The following is a 16139-nucleotide window of genomic DNA, read 5'->3' on the forward strand; positions in this document are numbered from 1 at the left end:
TTCGATACTCGAGGTACCCCCGAAAAACCGTAGCCCAACCGTCAATCTGTGCCATCCAGCACCGAGCAGGTGCCCGGGCGACACGCGGGCAGCACGCGGCTTGCCCATCCCGAACCACCCTCCGGCGCTGTTGAGAATAATCCGGACGAAATTTGACCCAGAGAGGCCACCGAACGTCCAGTTCCTTCTCAACAGCACTCCTAGGGGACTGCTGTCGTGCGCGACGGGTCCGGACACCCGGCAGAAGCCAACCCACCTACCCTCACACACCGGTCCAAGCTCCCCAATAATCCGCAACTCGTCGATAGACTCCACTCTCCGCGGCCGCTAGCGCACGGCCCTCTGATTCACAATTCCAAGGACGTCGATGGCCTCTTCGCCATCATTGCCCTTCTCGCCACGCTCGTAGAGCACGTCATAGCCTGCCGCAACCACCTTAAGGCAGGTAGAACCGTACGCGTGTCTGAGCGAGGACTCGACCAGGGACGAGCCAACGTCCGAGAAGCTCTCCACGAGCGCGAGCTTCTTCCATACGGACTCCTCGACCCGTTTATCAAGCCCGGCGAGAGGCTCGATGAACTCCTCGGAAAACCTAAGCCGCGCCATGGGAGGCCCGCTTGCTCGCGACCGCAGCCTTCGCCGCCTCGATGCCCTCCACATACCGACCAGCGGCAATATCCGCACGACCGCGGTCTATTGCGTCAGAGACGTGCTGAACATAGAGTGCCCGCTCAACGGCATCGTCTATTTCCCGCTGGAAAACCTCCTCAGAGCAGAACACGTAAGCGCCATTGCCATTTTCCGTGATCCTCACGAGCCGCTCGCGGGCAGCCTGCTTCACCTCGCGCGGATGGTCACGCAGCGCGGTCGCAGAATAGATGGCGTCCATGCGATTCCTTCTCTGATGTGTCCAGTTATGTACTTGATAATGCACATGAAAAGGGCACGCGTGAGTAAAGCCCGGCTTGGGCATCGGCCTCAGTTGGCGCCCTGCTCGCTGGCATCGATGTCGCGAATCGCCTTGATCGTGCGGATGAGCCTGGTGTCGCGGTCCTGATAGGCTGCCGCGGGGTCGGCGTAGCTGCCGCAGAGGCCCTCCCCGCTCTTGACGCCAAGCTTGCCCTTCTGGACGTCCTTGAGGATGAGCGGAGAGACCGAAGAGGCGTTGCTCAGGGTCGGGAAGAGGTTGTTGAAGACGTAGGCGCAGACGTCGAGACCAACAAAGTCGCCGAGGCGGCAGGGTCCCTCGAAGGTGAAACGCGGCCCATAGGTGGCCACGATTGCCTTGTCCACGTCCTCGAAGCTCACGTAGCCGGCCTCCACCATCGAGCAGGCCTCGCGCGAGGGGGCTGCCGTGAAGCGGTTGATGATGAACCCGGGGATGACCTCGTTGAGCACGGCCACGGTCTTGCTGGACCCCTCGAGGAAGGAGCGAATCGACTGGACGGTCTTATCCGAGGTCTCGGGGCCGCGCACGACCTCCACCAGGGGCATGACGTAGGCGGGGTTGAAGTAGTGGGTGATCACGAGGCGCTCGGGGGTGCGACACATTGATGAACTGGTAGATGTCCATGGACGAGATGTCGCTCGCGAGAATGGCGCCGGGGCGCGCGGCGGCGTCAATCTGGGCGAAGACTGTCTGCTTGACCTCGGGCTTCTCGGCCACGTTCTCCACGATGTAATCGGCACTGGTCACGGCCGTGGCAATGTCGCTCGTGGGAGAAATGCGAGAGAGCACCACATCGATGTCTTTCTCCTCCGCCATCCCGTAGCGAACGAGCCCCTCCATGTTGGAGCGGATGTGGGCGAGCGCGGTGTCGAGGTGCGCCGGCGTGCGGTTGTAGAGTGCCACTTCGTTGCCCTGCATCGCAAAGTGCTGGGCAATGCAGAGGCCCATGGTCTCCGCCCCGATGACCGCTACCTTCCAGCTGCCGAATCCGTTCTCGTCCATGATGCGCACCTCTCCTGTCTTGATTGGCCAAAACCGTGAGCAAGTGTAGAAAACGGCCTGGTCAGGTTGGCTCCTCCCCCGCCAATTGGAACAGACGGCTTGGAGAAAGAGACAGGTTGCGCCAGAATGTTACAGGGTGTAACAGGGAGGGATTGCACATGGGACGATGGGGCGACGACGATCTTCCAACCGCCTACTTTGCCGAGGCCCTGGTGGAGCTTCTGGAGAGCAAGCCACTCTCGGCCATAAGCGTGAGCGAGCTCACGCAGCGGGCGGGGGTCTCGCGCGTGACGTTCTACCGCAACTACAACAGCATCGAGGAGGTGCTGGAACGCCACGTTGCCAGCATCGCCCATGGCTACGAGAAGAAGGTCTCGGAGGGACGCGGGTTTGCCTCCTACATTCGGGAGGACAACATCCTGCTTCTTGCCGAGACGTTCCGTGAGCACGCGGAGCTTGTCCGGTGCCTTAGGAAGAGGCACGCCGAGAGCTACCTCTTCGAGGCGATCGAGCGCGGGACCCTCGCGGTTTCGCTTACGAGCGAGCGCAGCGCGCAGGAGAAGGAGCTTGCGGTTGCCTACAGCAGCGCCCTTACCGGTTCGCTCATATCCTGGGTCGCGGACGGGATGGGGCAGGACCCGCGCGAGATCGCACAGATGCTCTGCAGCCTCTTCCAGGAGCGCATGCGACGCTACTGAGAAGCCCCTCGCCCTTTAGGCGGGGATTGCGACCGATTAGCCTGGCAGATCGCGAGACCTTCCTCACCAACTCCCTCGACGGGCTTGGGGGCCGCTCGGCACGCTGGCATCACTCTTTGAGCAGCTCACGCTCGACCTTGCCCTTCTCCGCCTGAGCTCGCTGCTGCTACTGCGCGAGCTCTCCAGGCGCGTGCCGATGCGGGCTCTGCGGAGCAGGCGGGCGTGAGCGAGTCAAGCCTGAAGGGCTACTTCCGTGCCGTCTTTGGCGAGGATGTGTCCGACCACCTTGCGCGCCCTCGCATGGAGAAGGCCGAGGCGCTGTTGCGAGAAGGGAAACTCTCCGTGCTGGAGGTCTTGCGAGCCGTGGGCTTTGCCAACCAGAGGAAGTTCTCGGCGTTCTTCGCGAAGCATGCGGGGTGCACGCCGAGGGAGTACCGGAGAGGGGGGTGAGGGGACGAGCGATTCGCTTAGATAACGTTCGCGTTAACTATGGCACCGAAAAGAGCGCGATGGGTGAAGCAACTGAGAAGAGCCTGCACCCTGTGCTCGTCAACAATTTCCTGATTCCCATAGACCAGCGAGCATGATTATCAGAATCCAGTTCGCAACAGAAAGAGCACGGCCAGAAATTCGAGATTGATTGCCCTCAGCTGTGCGTCATTGTCGACGGAGGATATGTCTGCATTTGGCTTGCCTACCTCGATACCGCTAGTCCAGAAGTAACCCTGATGGGTTCCTTGCCATTCGACAATCCGTACAACCGGGGTGCGGCGGACGGACATCCATGCCATCCGTCCGCCGCAATCAGCCTATTAAGAGACGAATGCCGCGAGTTAATAAAGGGTGGCCGCAGGCTTCAGAGAAGTGCTTCAGCACATCCTCATTCGTTCGGTTCATGTCGCAAAATATCGAGACGGAGGTAACAAATAGACAGCCACTCTTTACCCGCAGCGACTCTTTGGGCGACCTCAGTAGATACCGCCTTCCTTCAAGAACTCCACCTGGCTGAGGCGGCGCACGCCGTCTCGCTGATCGAACAAGAGGGTCGAGCGTGAAGACCAGGCGGAGCAGTCTCTCTGACACCCGCCTTACACACAGGCCGCTCTACTTTTCGGGCCCCGAAAAAGCCCCTCGTGCGTCCCCATGCGCACAAAGCGAATGGATGGGTTCGACTTGTGCGGCACATACAGAACGATGACGTCGGCAACCCCATCGGAAAGGTGAAAGTCGATACACTCGTTATAGTTTCCACCAGAGTTGGAAAGCTCATGCGCGCCGTATTCGGCAGGCAGCACACCACTGACGCGCAGTAGCTCCAGGGCGCCGCGCAGTTCGTAGGCGACGGCAGGCCACGCGCGCTTTATCCGATGATAGCCAGAGCGAAAGGCGGGCTCGAATACAAGCTCGTACATGCCTCACTCCTCGTTCAGCCAGTCCATGGCCTTGTCGACGTCCTCGAACTTTCTTGCATCGTCGGCGATGAGGCCCGCCTCCTCGGCCGCAGCCGCCACAATCGCGCGCCTTGTTTGCTCGTTTGGGACTGGATCCGGAGGCACGATGTCGAACGGTATCCGCCGCTGGTTGAGAAGCTGCTTCACCGAGAGGGCGAGGTAGGCATTGAGCGTGAGTCCCATCGATGCCAGAAGGCTAGTTGCCTCAGCCTTGTCCTTCTCGTCAAAACGGACCGTGGTTGCGGTTGTCATGATTGCCCTCCATTCAGTCAAACGGCCTGTTAACGCACATAAAATAGCATCAATTGATATCATATGACGTCATTTGATGCCAGTTTCAGTTGACGGTCGAGATGAGAAAAGGGGAGTTTCCCCTTTTCTCATAGCGCGCTGCCGGTACCTCTCGCCTCGTTCCGCCCCGTTCCGGCGGAGTTTATCGGTATCTGTTAAAACGACTTCGGCGCAACTGGGCAAACGCGGCGGTCGTTTCACACAAACCGCTAAACTCCGAGGAAGGGGCCGATTGTCCGCCGCGTTTGTCGTCGTCGGACAGCCCCGTAGCGCAGTGTATCGGTTTCTCTTAATCGCCGGCTGCGTTTGCCCAGTTATGCAGCGAACCCGAAATTCCGTTCGATAGGGCACTTTCATGCAAGGCCCCGCCTGCTCGGGGCCGACAGGGGGCCTCGGTTGCCATTTCAAACGCGGTTCAACAGCGCTTTCCCTTTTTCTCATCCGTCTCCTCCAAGCCCCTCATCTCGGAAAACAGCAAAAGGTGTAGCTGTATTCGCCTATTTGCTCGCAAAAGTCGCATCGGATTCTCAGCTTCAAGACGCAAAAGTTGCACGTTAGCGCGAGGTCCTCTCGGCCAGCGTGGAGGTCTACCTCGGCTACGTCTTCCAGGGGATTCGCTCGGGCCAGATTCTCTCGTCCGCAGCTTTAATTTCTGTACACAGCAAAGAAATAGCAGATGTTTTCTTTCTGTCATACAAAGTTCTGGCACCAAATATGTGGAAGTTACAGAAGACTTCCCTCAATAACCTAATCCATCTGCTCTAATTCAATCAAACTCAATTTTGTCAAAGCAGATGTACATACAAAGTTTTTTGTCACTAGTCAAGTTTTTGTAACATACTCTACGTGAACCTCAATGGTTGTCGCATGGCGAAGGGATTGTTATGTCCGAATCAGAAGACCTCATCAAATCCGTGCTGCTTCGCAAGTGTGAAACGCCCAACCTTGAGGTCAAGGCAGCTCTTAACGGAACGCCCAAGGTCTACGACACGCTCTCGAGCTTCTCGAACCAGATCGATGGTGGCGACATCGTTTTTGGCATAGACGAGAAGAGCGGCTTCTCAGTCACAGGAGTGTACGATGCCCAGAAGCTGCAGAAGGATCTTGTGAAGCAGTGCAAGGAGATGCAGCCCGAAATCAGTCCGAGCATAGAAGTCGTGACTTTCGATGGAAAGACACTGGTCGTTGCCCATGTAGGCGGCATGCCCATGGGCATGCGTCCCGTCTACCGTAAAACCGCAGGAATCACCCGTGGGTCCTTCGTTCGGTCAGGAGACCAGGACATCCACATGAACGCCGCGGAGCTTTACGAGATAGAGGCTTTCAAGAACGGCTATAGAGATGACCAGAGCGTTCCCAGCCTCTCCGACAACTCCATGCTCGACCCAGACATGACGGAAGACCTTATCCATAGGGCAAAGGGCGAACGGCCGCATCTTGCCAAGCGACCCGACAGCGAGGTTCTAAGACTCCTTGGAGCCGTCCGAGACGAAAAACCAACCCTTGCAGGCCTCATGACGCTCTCGGATTATCCGCAACAGGCCTACCCGAATCTCTGCGTGACGGCAATAGCGGTCGCGGGCACCCACATATCCCAAGACGAGCTGGGCAATCGCTTTCTGGACAACAAGACCATAGAGGGCTCCATCGCCCAGATGATTGAGGAGACCATGCTCTTTGTGAGGAGAAACACGAGGACAAAATCCGTCATAAAGGGGGCCGTCCGAGAGAATGTGCCCGAATACCCCGAAAGCGCTGTCCGAGAAATCGTGACCAACGCGCTCATGCACCGGGATTACGGCCCCTACAGCAATGGGACCCCCGTTCGCGTTGTCATTTACTCGGACCGCATCGAGTGCTCCAACCCCGGCGGCATCTATGGCGGGCAGAGCATAGAAGACCTGGGCAGAGCGAACATCCAAACCCGCAACCCGGCTCTCGTATCCTTGCTCGAGATTCAAGGCGTGGCAGAGAACCGCCATTCGGGCATTCCGGTCATACGAGACGAGATGAAAAAGGCAGGTCTCAGGCCACCAATCTTTCGCGACGAGAGGGGCTCATTCTCGGTCACGCTCTACAACGAGCCTCTCGCCAGCCAGAATCGGCCTCAGAGTCTCTCGGAGGAAGTCATACTGGATTTCTGCTCTGCGCCACGAAGCCGTCAAGAAATTGCAGAGCGTTTTGGTGTGACCACAGCCTATGTTGCCCGCGTCTACCTAAACCCCCTTGTTCAACGCGGTCTCTTGGCACTAACCATTCCCGACAAGCCCCAAAGCAAGAACCAGCGCTTCTATAGGGTCTAGGAGCTACAAATCCGCCTCGGAGGAGCCAAGGGGACTGCCCCTCCGCGCCCCTACCCCACCCCCAGCCCCGCACCAGAGCGGCGCCGCACCAGCCAAGTTTGGCTTGGCACGGCGCCGCGCTTCTCGCCTACTTCTGCTTGAGGAGGTACTCGTTGTTGATTACCTTCATCGACAACGGCCCACCGAGAATCCCGCTGGTACGCGCGTCGAGCGCCCGGATGACTATCCCCTCCTTCCGGTGGCCGCGTACGTAGTTGCCCTTCGCACGCTCGAGCAACTCGTCGACGCTGCCATAGGGGAAGCGCTCGCCGCGTTCCTCCACCGGCACGTACTCGAGCCCAAGCCGTGCGCACACGTCGAGCATCTCATCGAGGCCTAAGCGCCTACCTGCGGCGATGTTGAGGACGGTGAACACAAACCAGTCGGGCTTGGGTAACCGCAAGGGATTGCCCTGTATCCCCTCGCCACAGAACTCGCCCTGAACTGCAACGTTGTCCATCCCCAACTCCGCCATGCGCTCCTCCACGCGGTGCTCGCGCGCATACTTCCAGAACGAGCACTTCCCGTCATCGGCATACTCGAAGTTGTGGCCGCACACGCCGAACTTGCCGTTCATGCGATACATGGTCACGCTCGTACCGTCGAGCTTGGTGGTGATGTAGTAGGGAACGCCGGCAAACTCGTCGATAAGACCGGGTTCTGCCTGCACGCGCACCTCGTTGGTCTTGGGTATCGCCGAGGGGACGGTCCCCACGATGGTGCCGCTGCCGGTCGCGCGTTCGGGAATCTCCCACTCGCGCACGCCCAAGAGCTTGGTCACGTCCTGACCGGTGGCGTATTCGCCCTCGGGAAGGATGCTCATGGGGAGAATGAGCCCCTGCGAGACCTGACCTCGCAACTTCTGCGTGCGGAGCCTGAACCCCTCGCCCAAGACGTCACTCTTCCTGTAGCTGGTCGAGCGCAAGAACTCGAAGGTGTCGTTGACGGGAAGGAAGGAGTCTATCTCAAAGTAGACGCACCTGTCGCCCTTGCTGAACTCCCCCTTCTTTGTGACACACTTCCACCCGAGCACGCTTACGCACTCGATGCGGTCGGCACCGGGGATGGGCAAGATGTCCCACACCACCTGCACCGATGCCAATTTTCTGCCGGTCGCCATCTGCGACCTCCTTTCCTTTCTGCCGAGGGTGTGGCGGGCCTTGCAAGTTCTGGATGTCCGAGCGCCTCCGGATGCACTCGGGTCCCGTCCCTGCAAGCCGCATCACGTCCTCGACCTGCGTTTTATTTCGGAATGCTTCGAAGCAGAAAAAACGGATCCAGGCATTGCCCAGATCCGTCTTCACCAAAGTGAGTTGTAGGTTGTTCCTACGAGATGGCCGACACAATACGGCCGGAGAGGATCTGGAGATGTTGGCAGGCCTGGCCTGCCAGCTGCCAAGAATGGGTGGACAGCTGCTGCAGCTGCTGGCTCAGCGAGAGCTCGGGCATCTTTGGGCATGCGAGCACTGACGCGCCAGTGATGACGTCGCCGATCGCGAAGATATGTGCACCATGCCTTGCCATGCCGAGCTTCTCCAAGAGTGTTTGCGATGATCCGATTGATTGAGTGTTTCTGGCGCCGTGGGGCGCTCGCGCTTCTTGCGCCCGCCCCCTGCAACCTGAAGGTTGCCTGACCTTAGTACTCGCCTGCGACGGTTGTCAAGCCGTCACGCGCGAAATAGGCAGAGGGCTCGGTGTGCGGAGTGTCCGTCTCGATATCGCGGGCCGTCCAGCACACGTACGCGAATCCGGACTTCCTTAGCGAACTCTGTTGTGTAAGATAGAACAAATGTTCGCATATGTTGGGAGGGAGGCGCCATGGAGGGGACGAACCACCGCAAGCCCAAGCTCACGCCCGAGGAGCAAATCGCTTTCCTCAAGGGCCGAGGCATCACGTTTGAGCGCATGGACGAGGGCGAGGCTATGCGCTACCTCTCGACGGAGTCGTTCCTCTTTGCCACCTACGCGTACCGGTCGCTCTTCCCCAAGCGCATCGGCGGCGCACACGACGGCGAGTACGCGAACCTCGACTTCGCCGATCTTGTCGACCTGGAGAGACTCGACCGACAGTTGCGTGAGGTGCTTTTGCCACTAACGCTCGACGTCGAGCATCTGGCCAAGGCCCGCATGCTCGCCGAGGTTTCCGCACGGCCGGAGGAAGACGGCTACGCAATAGTTCGAGAGTATATGGCGTCGCTCTCCCCCGCCGAGCGAGCTCGGCGCGAGACAGAGATTACAAGGCTGCGGCACGACGAGTACTCGGGCGACCTGCAGCGACACTACGCCAATGGCATGCCACTCTGGGTGTTCCTGGATCTGGTCTCCTTTGGCACCGTCGCCGACCTGTACCGCTTCTGTGCGCGCAGATGGGACAGCGAGGAGATGCTCGACAACCATTACATGCTCAAGAAGTCGAAGGACGTTCGAAACGCTTGTGCACACTCATCGGCAATCGTCAACGGCTTCGGCAATAACGGGCATAAGGCAAAGCCCGCTCCCAGCGAACTCACCAGCGCCCTCCGTGAATCTGGATTCTCAAAGCGGGCTAAATCTTCGCGCATGAGAAACCCACGCCTGCAACAGATCGCGTCGCTGCTCTGCCTCCACAAGAGGATGGCCACAGAGACTATTCTCGCCGGTGAAGTCTCAGCTTGTATTAGGCCGCTCGAGACGAGCATTCGTGAAGTCCTCGCGACAGCACGCATTGATGCATCTGCCCGCGCGTCATTAACCTTCCTCGCGGAGCTGGTTGATCGCTGGTTCTAATCGGGTATAGTGAATTTGGATCTCAAAACCCGAGAGGGTTTTATGTGGCGGGGACGCGCAAGCGCCTCCGCCTAATTTTTCTCACTACGTTCTGACATCTGGTTCTAGAGGGGTATAGTGTAAGTGGATCGCAAAACCCGAGAGGGTTTTATGTGGCGGGGACGCGCAAGCGCCTCCGCCTAATTTTTGTGTCGCAACGATTAACCAGAATCGACACGACATACCAGCCAAGGATTAATTGCAGAACTGTGGCGCAACGCCACGTCCAATTGGTAGCGCTTTGCATCTATAGAAGTCCCTCGCATCGAGCTTTCCAGGTTTCGAGCGAGCGGTTCCGTCGAACTTCTCCCTGGCAGCATACCCCCGCCCTCCAATGGCTCCCGACAACACCCACAGCCCCTATTCGACATGTCCGGTCCGCCCGAGGGGGACTCTCTGCCGGTGGGTTAGCTCGCCGAAGCCCTGTCAGGTAGCGTTGCTACAATCAAGCGCGTCGTCAGGGGGGAAGACAATGGACATCCAGCAGAAGAAGGCCGTCGTTCTAGACGCATTGCTCGAACACAAGGGCATCGAGCACATTCTGTCAGCGGCCTCACATGTCCTCAATAACCCAATCCTCATGGTCGACAGGCTTGGCGTATCTGCTGGTATGAGCGTCACCGAGACGTTTACCCAGGATTACTGGAATGCGTTCTCTTCGAACATGCCGTATGACTGGGTGCTCGAGGAAGTCGAGCGAAGGGGCATCTCCTCTCGCCTTCTCGCTAGCGATGACCTCCAGCTCGAGCACTTCGACACAATCGATCGCGATGTTTTGGGCACGCGCGTACGCGATCGTCTCGATGTCTTGGGCTACATAGGCATGACGATCGAGAACCCCATAGAACCTGATGACGGAAGAGTTCTGGTTGCGGTTGCCAGGATGCTCTCCTTGGAGCTTGTATACCAAAGCCATCGGCCAAGCCGGCGCGATGACGATTCCGCCCTCATTGAGGGCCTCGTCAACGGCACCCTCAGCGCTCGCGAGATACAGCCAATTGAGCGCAGGCTCGGCATCAGCCCTAGCTTGACGATGCGTCTGCTCTGCATCAGCTATCCCCCCCTCAAGCGAGACATCGCTTTACCTGGCAAAGAACGCCATCGAGGCAAACACGAGCTGTCTGATCTGCGGCACCGCAGAGAACTCCCTCGTGGTAGTTTTCGATGACGCCGCATATGGCGATGGGCTCCTATCCATCGTGAAGCGCTGCTCAAAAGACTGCCAGGGCATAGGGGTGGGCTTTAGCTTCAAGACGCTGGCCGGCCTCGCAGTTGCATACAGACAAGCCCGCGCCACGCTGCGCGTATCCACCATGATGGAACAATCGGACAACGTGTTCTTGTACGAAAGAGCAATCCAGTACTGCCTCATCGAGGCTGCATCGCGTTCCGTGGACATCATGGATTTTGTCGATCCCGCCATCCTGCACCTTAGGGATTACGACACCAAAAATGGCTCGGAACTCGCCAAGACGCTTCGCGTCTACATTGACTCGGGCTGCAACATGAGTGCTTGCGCGGAGATCATGTTCACGCACCGCAACACCATTCGCTACCGCATATCGCGCATCGCAGAGATGGCAAACATTGACTTTGATGATTACGAGAGGCGCTTGTCTTTGGCCATCTCGTTTAGGGCGCTCGAGATGGCGACGCTGGACCTCCAAAACAAGGTTTGACCTTTTGCCCAATAGAGCACTCAAAACGCTGTAGGTTTTCATCATCTTGGAAGGCACTTTCGGCAAAGAAAATCGGTGCCAGCGGATATCGTTCCCACCTATCCCCCGCCGAAAGGAGCACTGCCATGTCCATGAAGTTCGATGACTTTAACAGCAGTATCGTGAAGGGAGCCCACGCAATAGTGTGGAGCGATCCCAACACCACCATGATGGGCGGATACTACCCACTCCAGTATTCAACCCCCAAGGAGGAGCTTCTCGCTGCACGCAAGACCGCATGGCTCAACGTATCGCTCACCGGCATGGGGTCGTTCGACATCGTTGGCCCAGACGCCGTCCGCCTGCTCAACGAGCGGTGCGTCAACCGCGACTTCTCCAAGATGAAGATCGGTTCCTCTCGCCATGCTTGCACGGTCTCCGAGGACGGCTGGCTTTTGGGCTCGAGCGTGCTTATCCGCCTTGGGGATGACGCGTTCCGCACCTACTGTCTCTACGACCTGATTCCGGTGATCATGAGCGGCAAGTATGACGTCAAGTATGTCCCTCACGACACGTTTATCTTCCAGGTAGATGGCCCCAAGAGCCTCCAGGTTGTCGAGAAGGCCTTCAAGACGGACTTCCATGACCTCAAGTTTGCGCGAAACAAGTCCATTGAGATTCACGGCGAGAAGATTCTCGTCCATCGTCTGGGCATGACAGGTGCCCTCGCCTATGAGATCCAGGGCGAGCCCTCCGTTGCCAACGAGGTCTACGAGATGCTGCTCGAGGCCGGCGAGGAGTTTGGCCTCAAGCGCCTTGGCATTCGCCAGTACATGTGTGGTGGAGTCCACACCCCCGGCGGCTACCCCAACTCCATCGTCCACAACGCCGCCCCTGGCTGGTTTGGCGATGCAGAAGGAAATGGCGCCCTGTATGCACGCGCCGGAAGCTCGAAGAACGATGTCGAGGACTACTACGTCACCATGTTCGACATGAAGTGGGACTATCTCATCAACTGGGACCACGAGTTCGTGGGGAAGGCAGCCCTCCAAAAGCAGGCAGAGCACCCCGCGCGCACGGCAGTCACGTTGGTCTGGGACCGCGAGGACGTGGGCAAGGTCTTTGCCGCCGGCATCTACGACCCCAACCTCAAGGGTGAGGGGATCGAGGACTACAACGACCTCTTCCCCTCGAACTACCGCATCCACGTGGACAAGGTTCTCGCGGGTGACACGCAGGTTGGCGTCTCGATGGGCCGTTGCGTCGACTACTACACCAATGAGTTCATCTCGCTGGGATTTGTGTCTGCCGACATCGCCGAGGGCTCAACTGTCGAGGTCCTCTGGGGCGAGCCGGGCGGCAGCCAGTACCGCGTGAAGGCTACCGTCTCCAAGTTCCCGTACTACGACGGCGAATGGCGCAACGAGACCTGCGACGTCATGACCATGGTTCCCGACCGTCCGTACCTCAACGCCTAGCACTCATGGCCGACGCATTCATACGCCAAGGATGCGCCGACTTTACCCCAACAGCAAATAGCAAAGATGTGAAGCTTATGCAAAATGAGATAGACGCCATCAAGCCAGAGGTCACCTCGATTCCGCTCGAGCCCAGCTCCCCCATCCTTCCCGAGGACCATCGTGCCCGATACCACTTTGCCAACTTCCTCGGTGACTTCTCCATGGGCGTCATGCCTGTGGTGTTCACCAGCTGGCAGGACGAATGCACCACCTGGAAGGAGTCGTGCTACCTGGGTTCGCTGCTCAACCCCATGAACCCCATCCGCGTGTGGGGACCGGATGCGCTGCAAACCCTCAAGGACTTCACGACAAACTCCTACGAGAAGTTTGGTGTCGGCCGTGCCAAACACGCCATCTTCTGTGGTCCCGACGGAAACATCGTGTGCGACGGCATCCTGCTTCGCATGGCAGAGGACGAGTTTCTCGGGTACTGCCTACCGTACTGGGCAAACTGTATTGGCATGGGCAACTATGACGTGCAGTTTGAGTTTCTGCCCAACGAGGTCGTCTATCAGCTGGGAGGTCCCACGTCTCTGCAGGTCGTGGAGGCAGCTTGCGAGGAGGACCTGCATGACATCAAATTCCTGCAGCACCGACCAAGCTCCATTTGCGGCCACGAAGTGCGCATCCTGCGCGCCGGCATGGCAGGGAGTCTGGCCTACGAGGTCCACTGCACGCGCGACCACTGCGCGGAAATCTATCGAAAGCTCGTGGAAGTCGGCCGTCCGTTTGGGCTCAAGCGCCTTGGCATGGCCGCCTACAACATGACCCACTGGGAGTCTGGCTTCCCCAACGCCTACCTCGACTGGATGCCCGCATTCCCGCCAGAGGTCATCGAGCGCTCCAAGGCAGCAGACCTTGACCCCGCCAACCCAAACGACGCCCTTGCCATGTTCATTCGCGACCGTCTTGATCTGCGCGGTTCGGTGGGCAAAGACCTCACCGCGTACTTCCGCAACCCCTACGAGCTTGGCTGGGGGAAGGCCGTACGCTTTGACCACGACTTTGTTGGTCGCGAGGCGCTCGAGAAGATTGCTGCGGGTGACCACCGCGTGATGAAGACGCTTGTCTGGAACGTCGACGACGTCACCGCCGTCTTCCGCGACCAGCTCACGATGGGCGGGGTGCCAAGCGTGGATATTGCCATGCCCGACGACACCACCTTTGGCGTCACCTCAAACCTGCACCAGGACTGGGTACTCAAGGATGGCGAGAAGGTCGGCGTCTCGGCCGGTCGTATGGTCAGCGTCAACTACGGCTGCATGCTCTCGCTGGGCGTGCTCGAGCCATCGGTTGCCGAAGAGGGTTCCGAGGTCAAGGTCCTGTGGGGCGCCCCGGGAGAGAGGCAGTGGGAGATTCGTGCCACCGTCGCTCGATATCCCTACCTCGACGTCACGCGCAACGACAAGCTCGACGTGAATACCATCCCCTCATTTGGCAAGTAACCGCAGACAGTGGCATTTGTGCAGCCCGCTCTCCCAGACGGGAGCGGGCTCTTTTCTGAGAGAGGTTTCATGATGGGCGCTCACAAAGACGGATTTGGGAAGCTACTCGCAGTTCTCTCGATCTACTTCCTCACGACCGGTCTCAACGCGGTACAGCCAGCTTTGGATTCGATTGCCGCGGCGTTTCCCAATGTGCCCCTTACCCTTGTCTATCTCCTGAATACGATTCCTACACTCGTGGGGCTCTTCGTAACGTTGCTTGCCGGCCGCATCCTCGGAACGCGCATCTCGTTCAGGACTGCCGCCATCATAGGTGCAGCCTTGTTTCTCCTGATTGGCGTTGTTCCGTACTTCCTCGAGGAGTTTGCGCTCATCCTTGCGTCGAGGGCGTTGCTCGGCGTCAGCGTTGGCCTCATCACCGTGGTTGGACCGTCGCTTGCGCTGCTGCTGTTTGATGAGGGCCAGCGCACGAGGGTGCTCGGGGCAACCAACTTTGCCAACAACCTGGGAAACATGTTCTTCCTGCTCGTCGGCGGCATCCTTGCAGCAAGCGGCTGGCGCTCGGTCTTCCTTGTCTATCTCATCGGCGCAGCCGTACTTGTCATCGTCCTTCTCTTCCTTCCCGAGCCTAAGGGTAGTGATGGAGAAGCCCCCCACGCAGACACGGGGCGTTTGCCCGGCTCCGTCTTTAGAATCAGCCTCTTCTTTGGGGTGAACTTCCTCCTCTTGATTCCCGCCTACCTCACGTTTTCCTCGCTTGTCGTCAGTGCGGGCGCGGGCGATGCGGCCGTGGCCGGTGGCATGCTCTCCGCAGGCACGGTTGCAGGAATGGTTGCAGGAGCCCTCTACGGCAAGATTCGTGGCGTCTTTGGGAGCGCATCGATGGCTGCGTCATCCACATGCGGCCTCGCAGCAGCCCTGCTGCTCTGGCAAGGGACGGGGTTTGTCGCGCTGCTGCTTGGGTCTCTTCTCTCGGGCGTCTGCATGTCACTGCTCATCATCACCGCAACAATGGATGTTGGGATGGTCTGCCCCGCATCCATCACTGCGCGCGCAACAAGCGTCGCAATGAGCGCCATGAGCATTGGATCGTTTCTTTCGGCGTTCTACACGGGAACGCTGTCCTCCGTTCCCGGACAAGACCCTCTGCATTTTGTGTTCCTAGTCTCCGCTCTGGGATTTGGTGTCATGGCAGTTGTCGAGTTGTTCTCGCGAGACCGCAAGACCGAGCGCGATCCTCAGTAGGTTTTCACGGGCGGTGACAACCCACGCCGCACGACACCGTCAAAATGACGTCGTTTTCCTCACCTGCAAAAATCAAGACCGGAATCTTGATCTTCGTGGGATCGTAGTCCCAATGGATTGCCTTTGCAGATTCCTCCGGCACGGGAGACAGGGAGACTGCTGCCTTGTACATGTCGCTGTGCTCCTGTGCGGTGATGGCGGCAAAGGTGCCTACGCCGCCCTGCGAGTGACCGACGATACCGACGTTATCCAGGTCGACCTTCCGATAGAGTACCGAAGAAGGATCGTCATTGGCCTTGATGAGGTAGGCAAGGCTTGCGTCAGAGGAATCTCCTGCGTAGGACGTATCGTGTTCATTACCGATCACGATAAAGCCCCAGGAAGCATAGTGGTTGAAGACGGCAGGATACCGGGATGCCCGCACACCGGAGCCGTTTGCAACGACGATGACCGGGTACTTTTCTGTGCCGGATTCGAGAGCCTTGGGATAGTAGACCTCGTATTTGGCCCATTCTTCAGATGTTTCCTCCTCAAAAAAGGAAACCTCAAATGTGCCGTGGGCCAGGTATTTCGCTTCGATTTCCCCGCCTGTGTGGACGGAGGTTTCATAATCTTCCGGAGCCATGATCTCTGGCGGAGTGGTCAGGAACTTATATGCGATCCAGGCGATGCCGATGGCAATCACAAGAGCAATGATTCCTATGATCTTCAATGCTCTTTTCATCTCCCGCTC

General features: G+C 58.5%; 16 protein-coding genes and 2 pseudogenes. 9 read left to right on the forward strand and 9 right to left on the reverse strand.

Annotation, left to right across the window (positions count from 1 at the left end; genetic code table 11):
* Positions 1-327 precede the first annotated feature (327 nt).
* The 4 genes and pseudogenes from BT122_RS00725 to BT122_RS10805 all read right to left on the reverse strand — a co-directional run.
* Positions 328-606 carry a hypothetical protein gene (locus BT122_RS00725; RefSeq protein WP_072354177.1) on the reverse strand — a complete coding sequence of 93 codons (279 nt, stop codon included), beginning with the start codon at positions 604-606 and terminating at the stop codon, positions 328-330.
* A complete protein-coding gene (locus BT122_RS00730; protein WP_072354178.1) occupies positions 593-889 on the reverse strand; it encodes a hypothetical protein in 297 nt (98 codons plus the stop codon). Before BT122_RS00730 ends, BT122_RS00725 begins: the two co-directional genes overlap by 14 nt.
* Positions 890-978: 89 nt before the next feature.
* Entirely contained in the window at positions 979-1404 is a 426-nt protein-coding gene (locus tag BT122_RS10800; protein ID WP_353612541.1) for a 3-hydroxyacyl-CoA dehydrogenase family protein, read from the reverse strand.
* A gap of 42 nt (positions 1405-1446) precedes the next feature.
* Positions 1447-1951: pseudogene (locus BT122_RS10805) on the reverse strand (3-hydroxyacyl-CoA dehydrogenase family protein); the annotation flags it as partial.
* 158 nt (positions 1952-2109) lie between these two features.
* Here BT122_RS10805 and BT122_RS00740 point away from each other — a divergent pair.
* Both BT122_RS00740 and BT122_RS00745 read left to right on the forward strand, forming a co-directional pair.
* Entirely contained in the window at positions 2110-2649 is a 540-nt protein-coding gene (locus BT122_RS00740) for a TetR/AcrR family transcriptional regulator (RefSeq protein WP_072354179.1), read from the forward strand.
* 219 nt (positions 2650-2868) lie between these two features.
* Positions 2869-3099, forward strand: a pseudogene (locus tag BT122_RS00745) (helix-turn-helix transcriptional regulator); the annotation flags it as partial.
* Between the two features lie 638 nt (positions 3100-3737).
* On the opposite strand, the gene BT122_RS00750 reads toward BT122_RS00745, so the two are convergent.
* Together BT122_RS00750 and BT122_RS00755 are read right to left on the reverse strand one after the other, a co-directional pair.
* The gene (locus BT122_RS00750) at positions 3738-4061 is read right to left on the reverse strand and encodes a type II toxin-antitoxin system RelE/ParE family toxin (RefSeq protein WP_072354181.1); all 324 of its coding nucleotides are present in this window, start codon (positions 4059-4061) and stop codon (positions 3738-3740) included.
* A gap of 3 nt (positions 4062-4064) precedes the next feature.
* Positions 4065-4352 (reverse strand): type II toxin-antitoxin system RelB/DinJ family antitoxin, encoded by a 288-nt coding sequence (locus BT122_RS00755; RefSeq protein ID WP_072354182.1) that lies wholly within the window; start codon positions 4350-4352, stop codon positions 4065-4067.
* An 899-nt stretch (positions 4353-5251) separates the two neighbouring features.
* On the opposite strand from BT122_RS00755, the gene BT122_RS00760 reads away from it, so the two are divergent.
* Entirely contained in the window at positions 5252-6694 is a 1443-nt protein-coding gene (locus BT122_RS00760) for an ATP-binding protein (protein ID WP_143189934.1), read from the forward strand.
* Positions 6695-6821: 127 nt separating this feature from the next.
* On the opposite strand, the gene BT122_RS00765 is transcribed toward BT122_RS00760, so the two are convergent.
* Both BT122_RS00765 and BT122_RS00770 read right to left on the reverse strand, forming a co-directional pair.
* On the reverse strand, positions 6822-7853 hold the full coding sequence (locus BT122_RS00765) for an RNA ligase (ATP) (protein ID WP_072354183.1): 1032 nt from the start codon (positions 7851-7853) through the stop codon (positions 6822-6824).
* A gap of 206 nt (positions 7854-8059) precedes the next feature.
* Positions 8060-8257: a hypothetical protein gene (locus BT122_RS00770; RefSeq protein ID WP_072354184.1), complete on the reverse strand. Its 198-nt coding sequence runs from the start codon at positions 8255-8257 to the stop codon at positions 8060-8062.
* A 294-nt stretch (positions 8258-8551) separates the two neighbouring features.
* On the opposite strand from BT122_RS00770, the gene BT122_RS00775 reads away from it, so the two are divergent.
* The 6 genes from BT122_RS00775 to BT122_RS00800 all read left to right on the forward strand — a co-directional run bounded on the left by BT122_RS00775 (position 8552) and on the right by BT122_RS00800 (position 15406).
* Complete coding sequence (locus tag BT122_RS00775; protein ID WP_072354185.1) at positions 8552-9499, forward strand: Abi family protein; 948 nt, start codon at positions 8552-8554, stop codon at positions 9497-9499.
* Positions 9500-10010: 511 nt separating this feature from the next.
* Positions 10011-10706, forward strand: a complete 696-nt coding sequence (locus BT122_RS00780; protein WP_072354186.1) for a hypothetical protein — start codon at positions 10011-10013, stop codon at positions 10704-10706.
* Entirely contained in the window at positions 10639-11217 is a 579-nt protein-coding gene (locus BT122_RS00785; protein ID WP_286130293.1) for a PucR family transcriptional regulator, read from the forward strand. The genes BT122_RS00780 and BT122_RS00785 overlap by 68 nt, the downstream gene beginning before the upstream one ends.
* 125 nt (positions 11218-11342) lie before the next feature.
* Positions 11343-12674 carry an aminomethyltransferase family protein gene (locus BT122_RS00790; RefSeq protein WP_072354188.1) on the forward strand — a complete coding sequence of 444 codons (1332 nt, stop codon included), beginning with the start codon at positions 11343-11345 and terminating at the stop codon, positions 12672-12674.
* 77 nt (positions 12675-12751) lie between these two features.
* On the forward strand, positions 12752-14161 hold the full coding sequence (locus BT122_RS00795) for an aminomethyltransferase family protein (protein ID WP_072354189.1): 1410 nt from the start codon (positions 12752-12754) through the stop codon (positions 14159-14161).
* Between the two features lie 69 nt (positions 14162-14230).
* Complete coding sequence (locus BT122_RS00800; protein ID WP_072354190.1) at positions 14231-15406, forward strand: MFS transporter; 1176 nt, start codon at positions 14231-14233, stop codon at positions 15404-15406.
* 4 nt (positions 15407-15410) lie between these two features.
* Here BT122_RS00800 and BT122_RS00805 read toward each other — a convergent pair whose 3' ends face one another.
* Positions 15411-16118 (reverse strand): alpha/beta hydrolase family protein, encoded by a 708-nt coding sequence (locus tag BT122_RS00805; protein WP_177242173.1) that lies wholly within the window; start codon positions 16116-16118, stop codon positions 15411-15413.
* Between the last annotated feature and the right edge of the window lie 21 nt (positions 16119-16139).

Origin of the sequence: Olsenella sp. kh2p3 (assembly GCA_900119625.1) — a bacterium.
Classification (GTDB): domain Bacteria; phylum Actinomycetota; class Coriobacteriia; order Coriobacteriales; family Atopobiaceae; genus Tractidigestivibacter.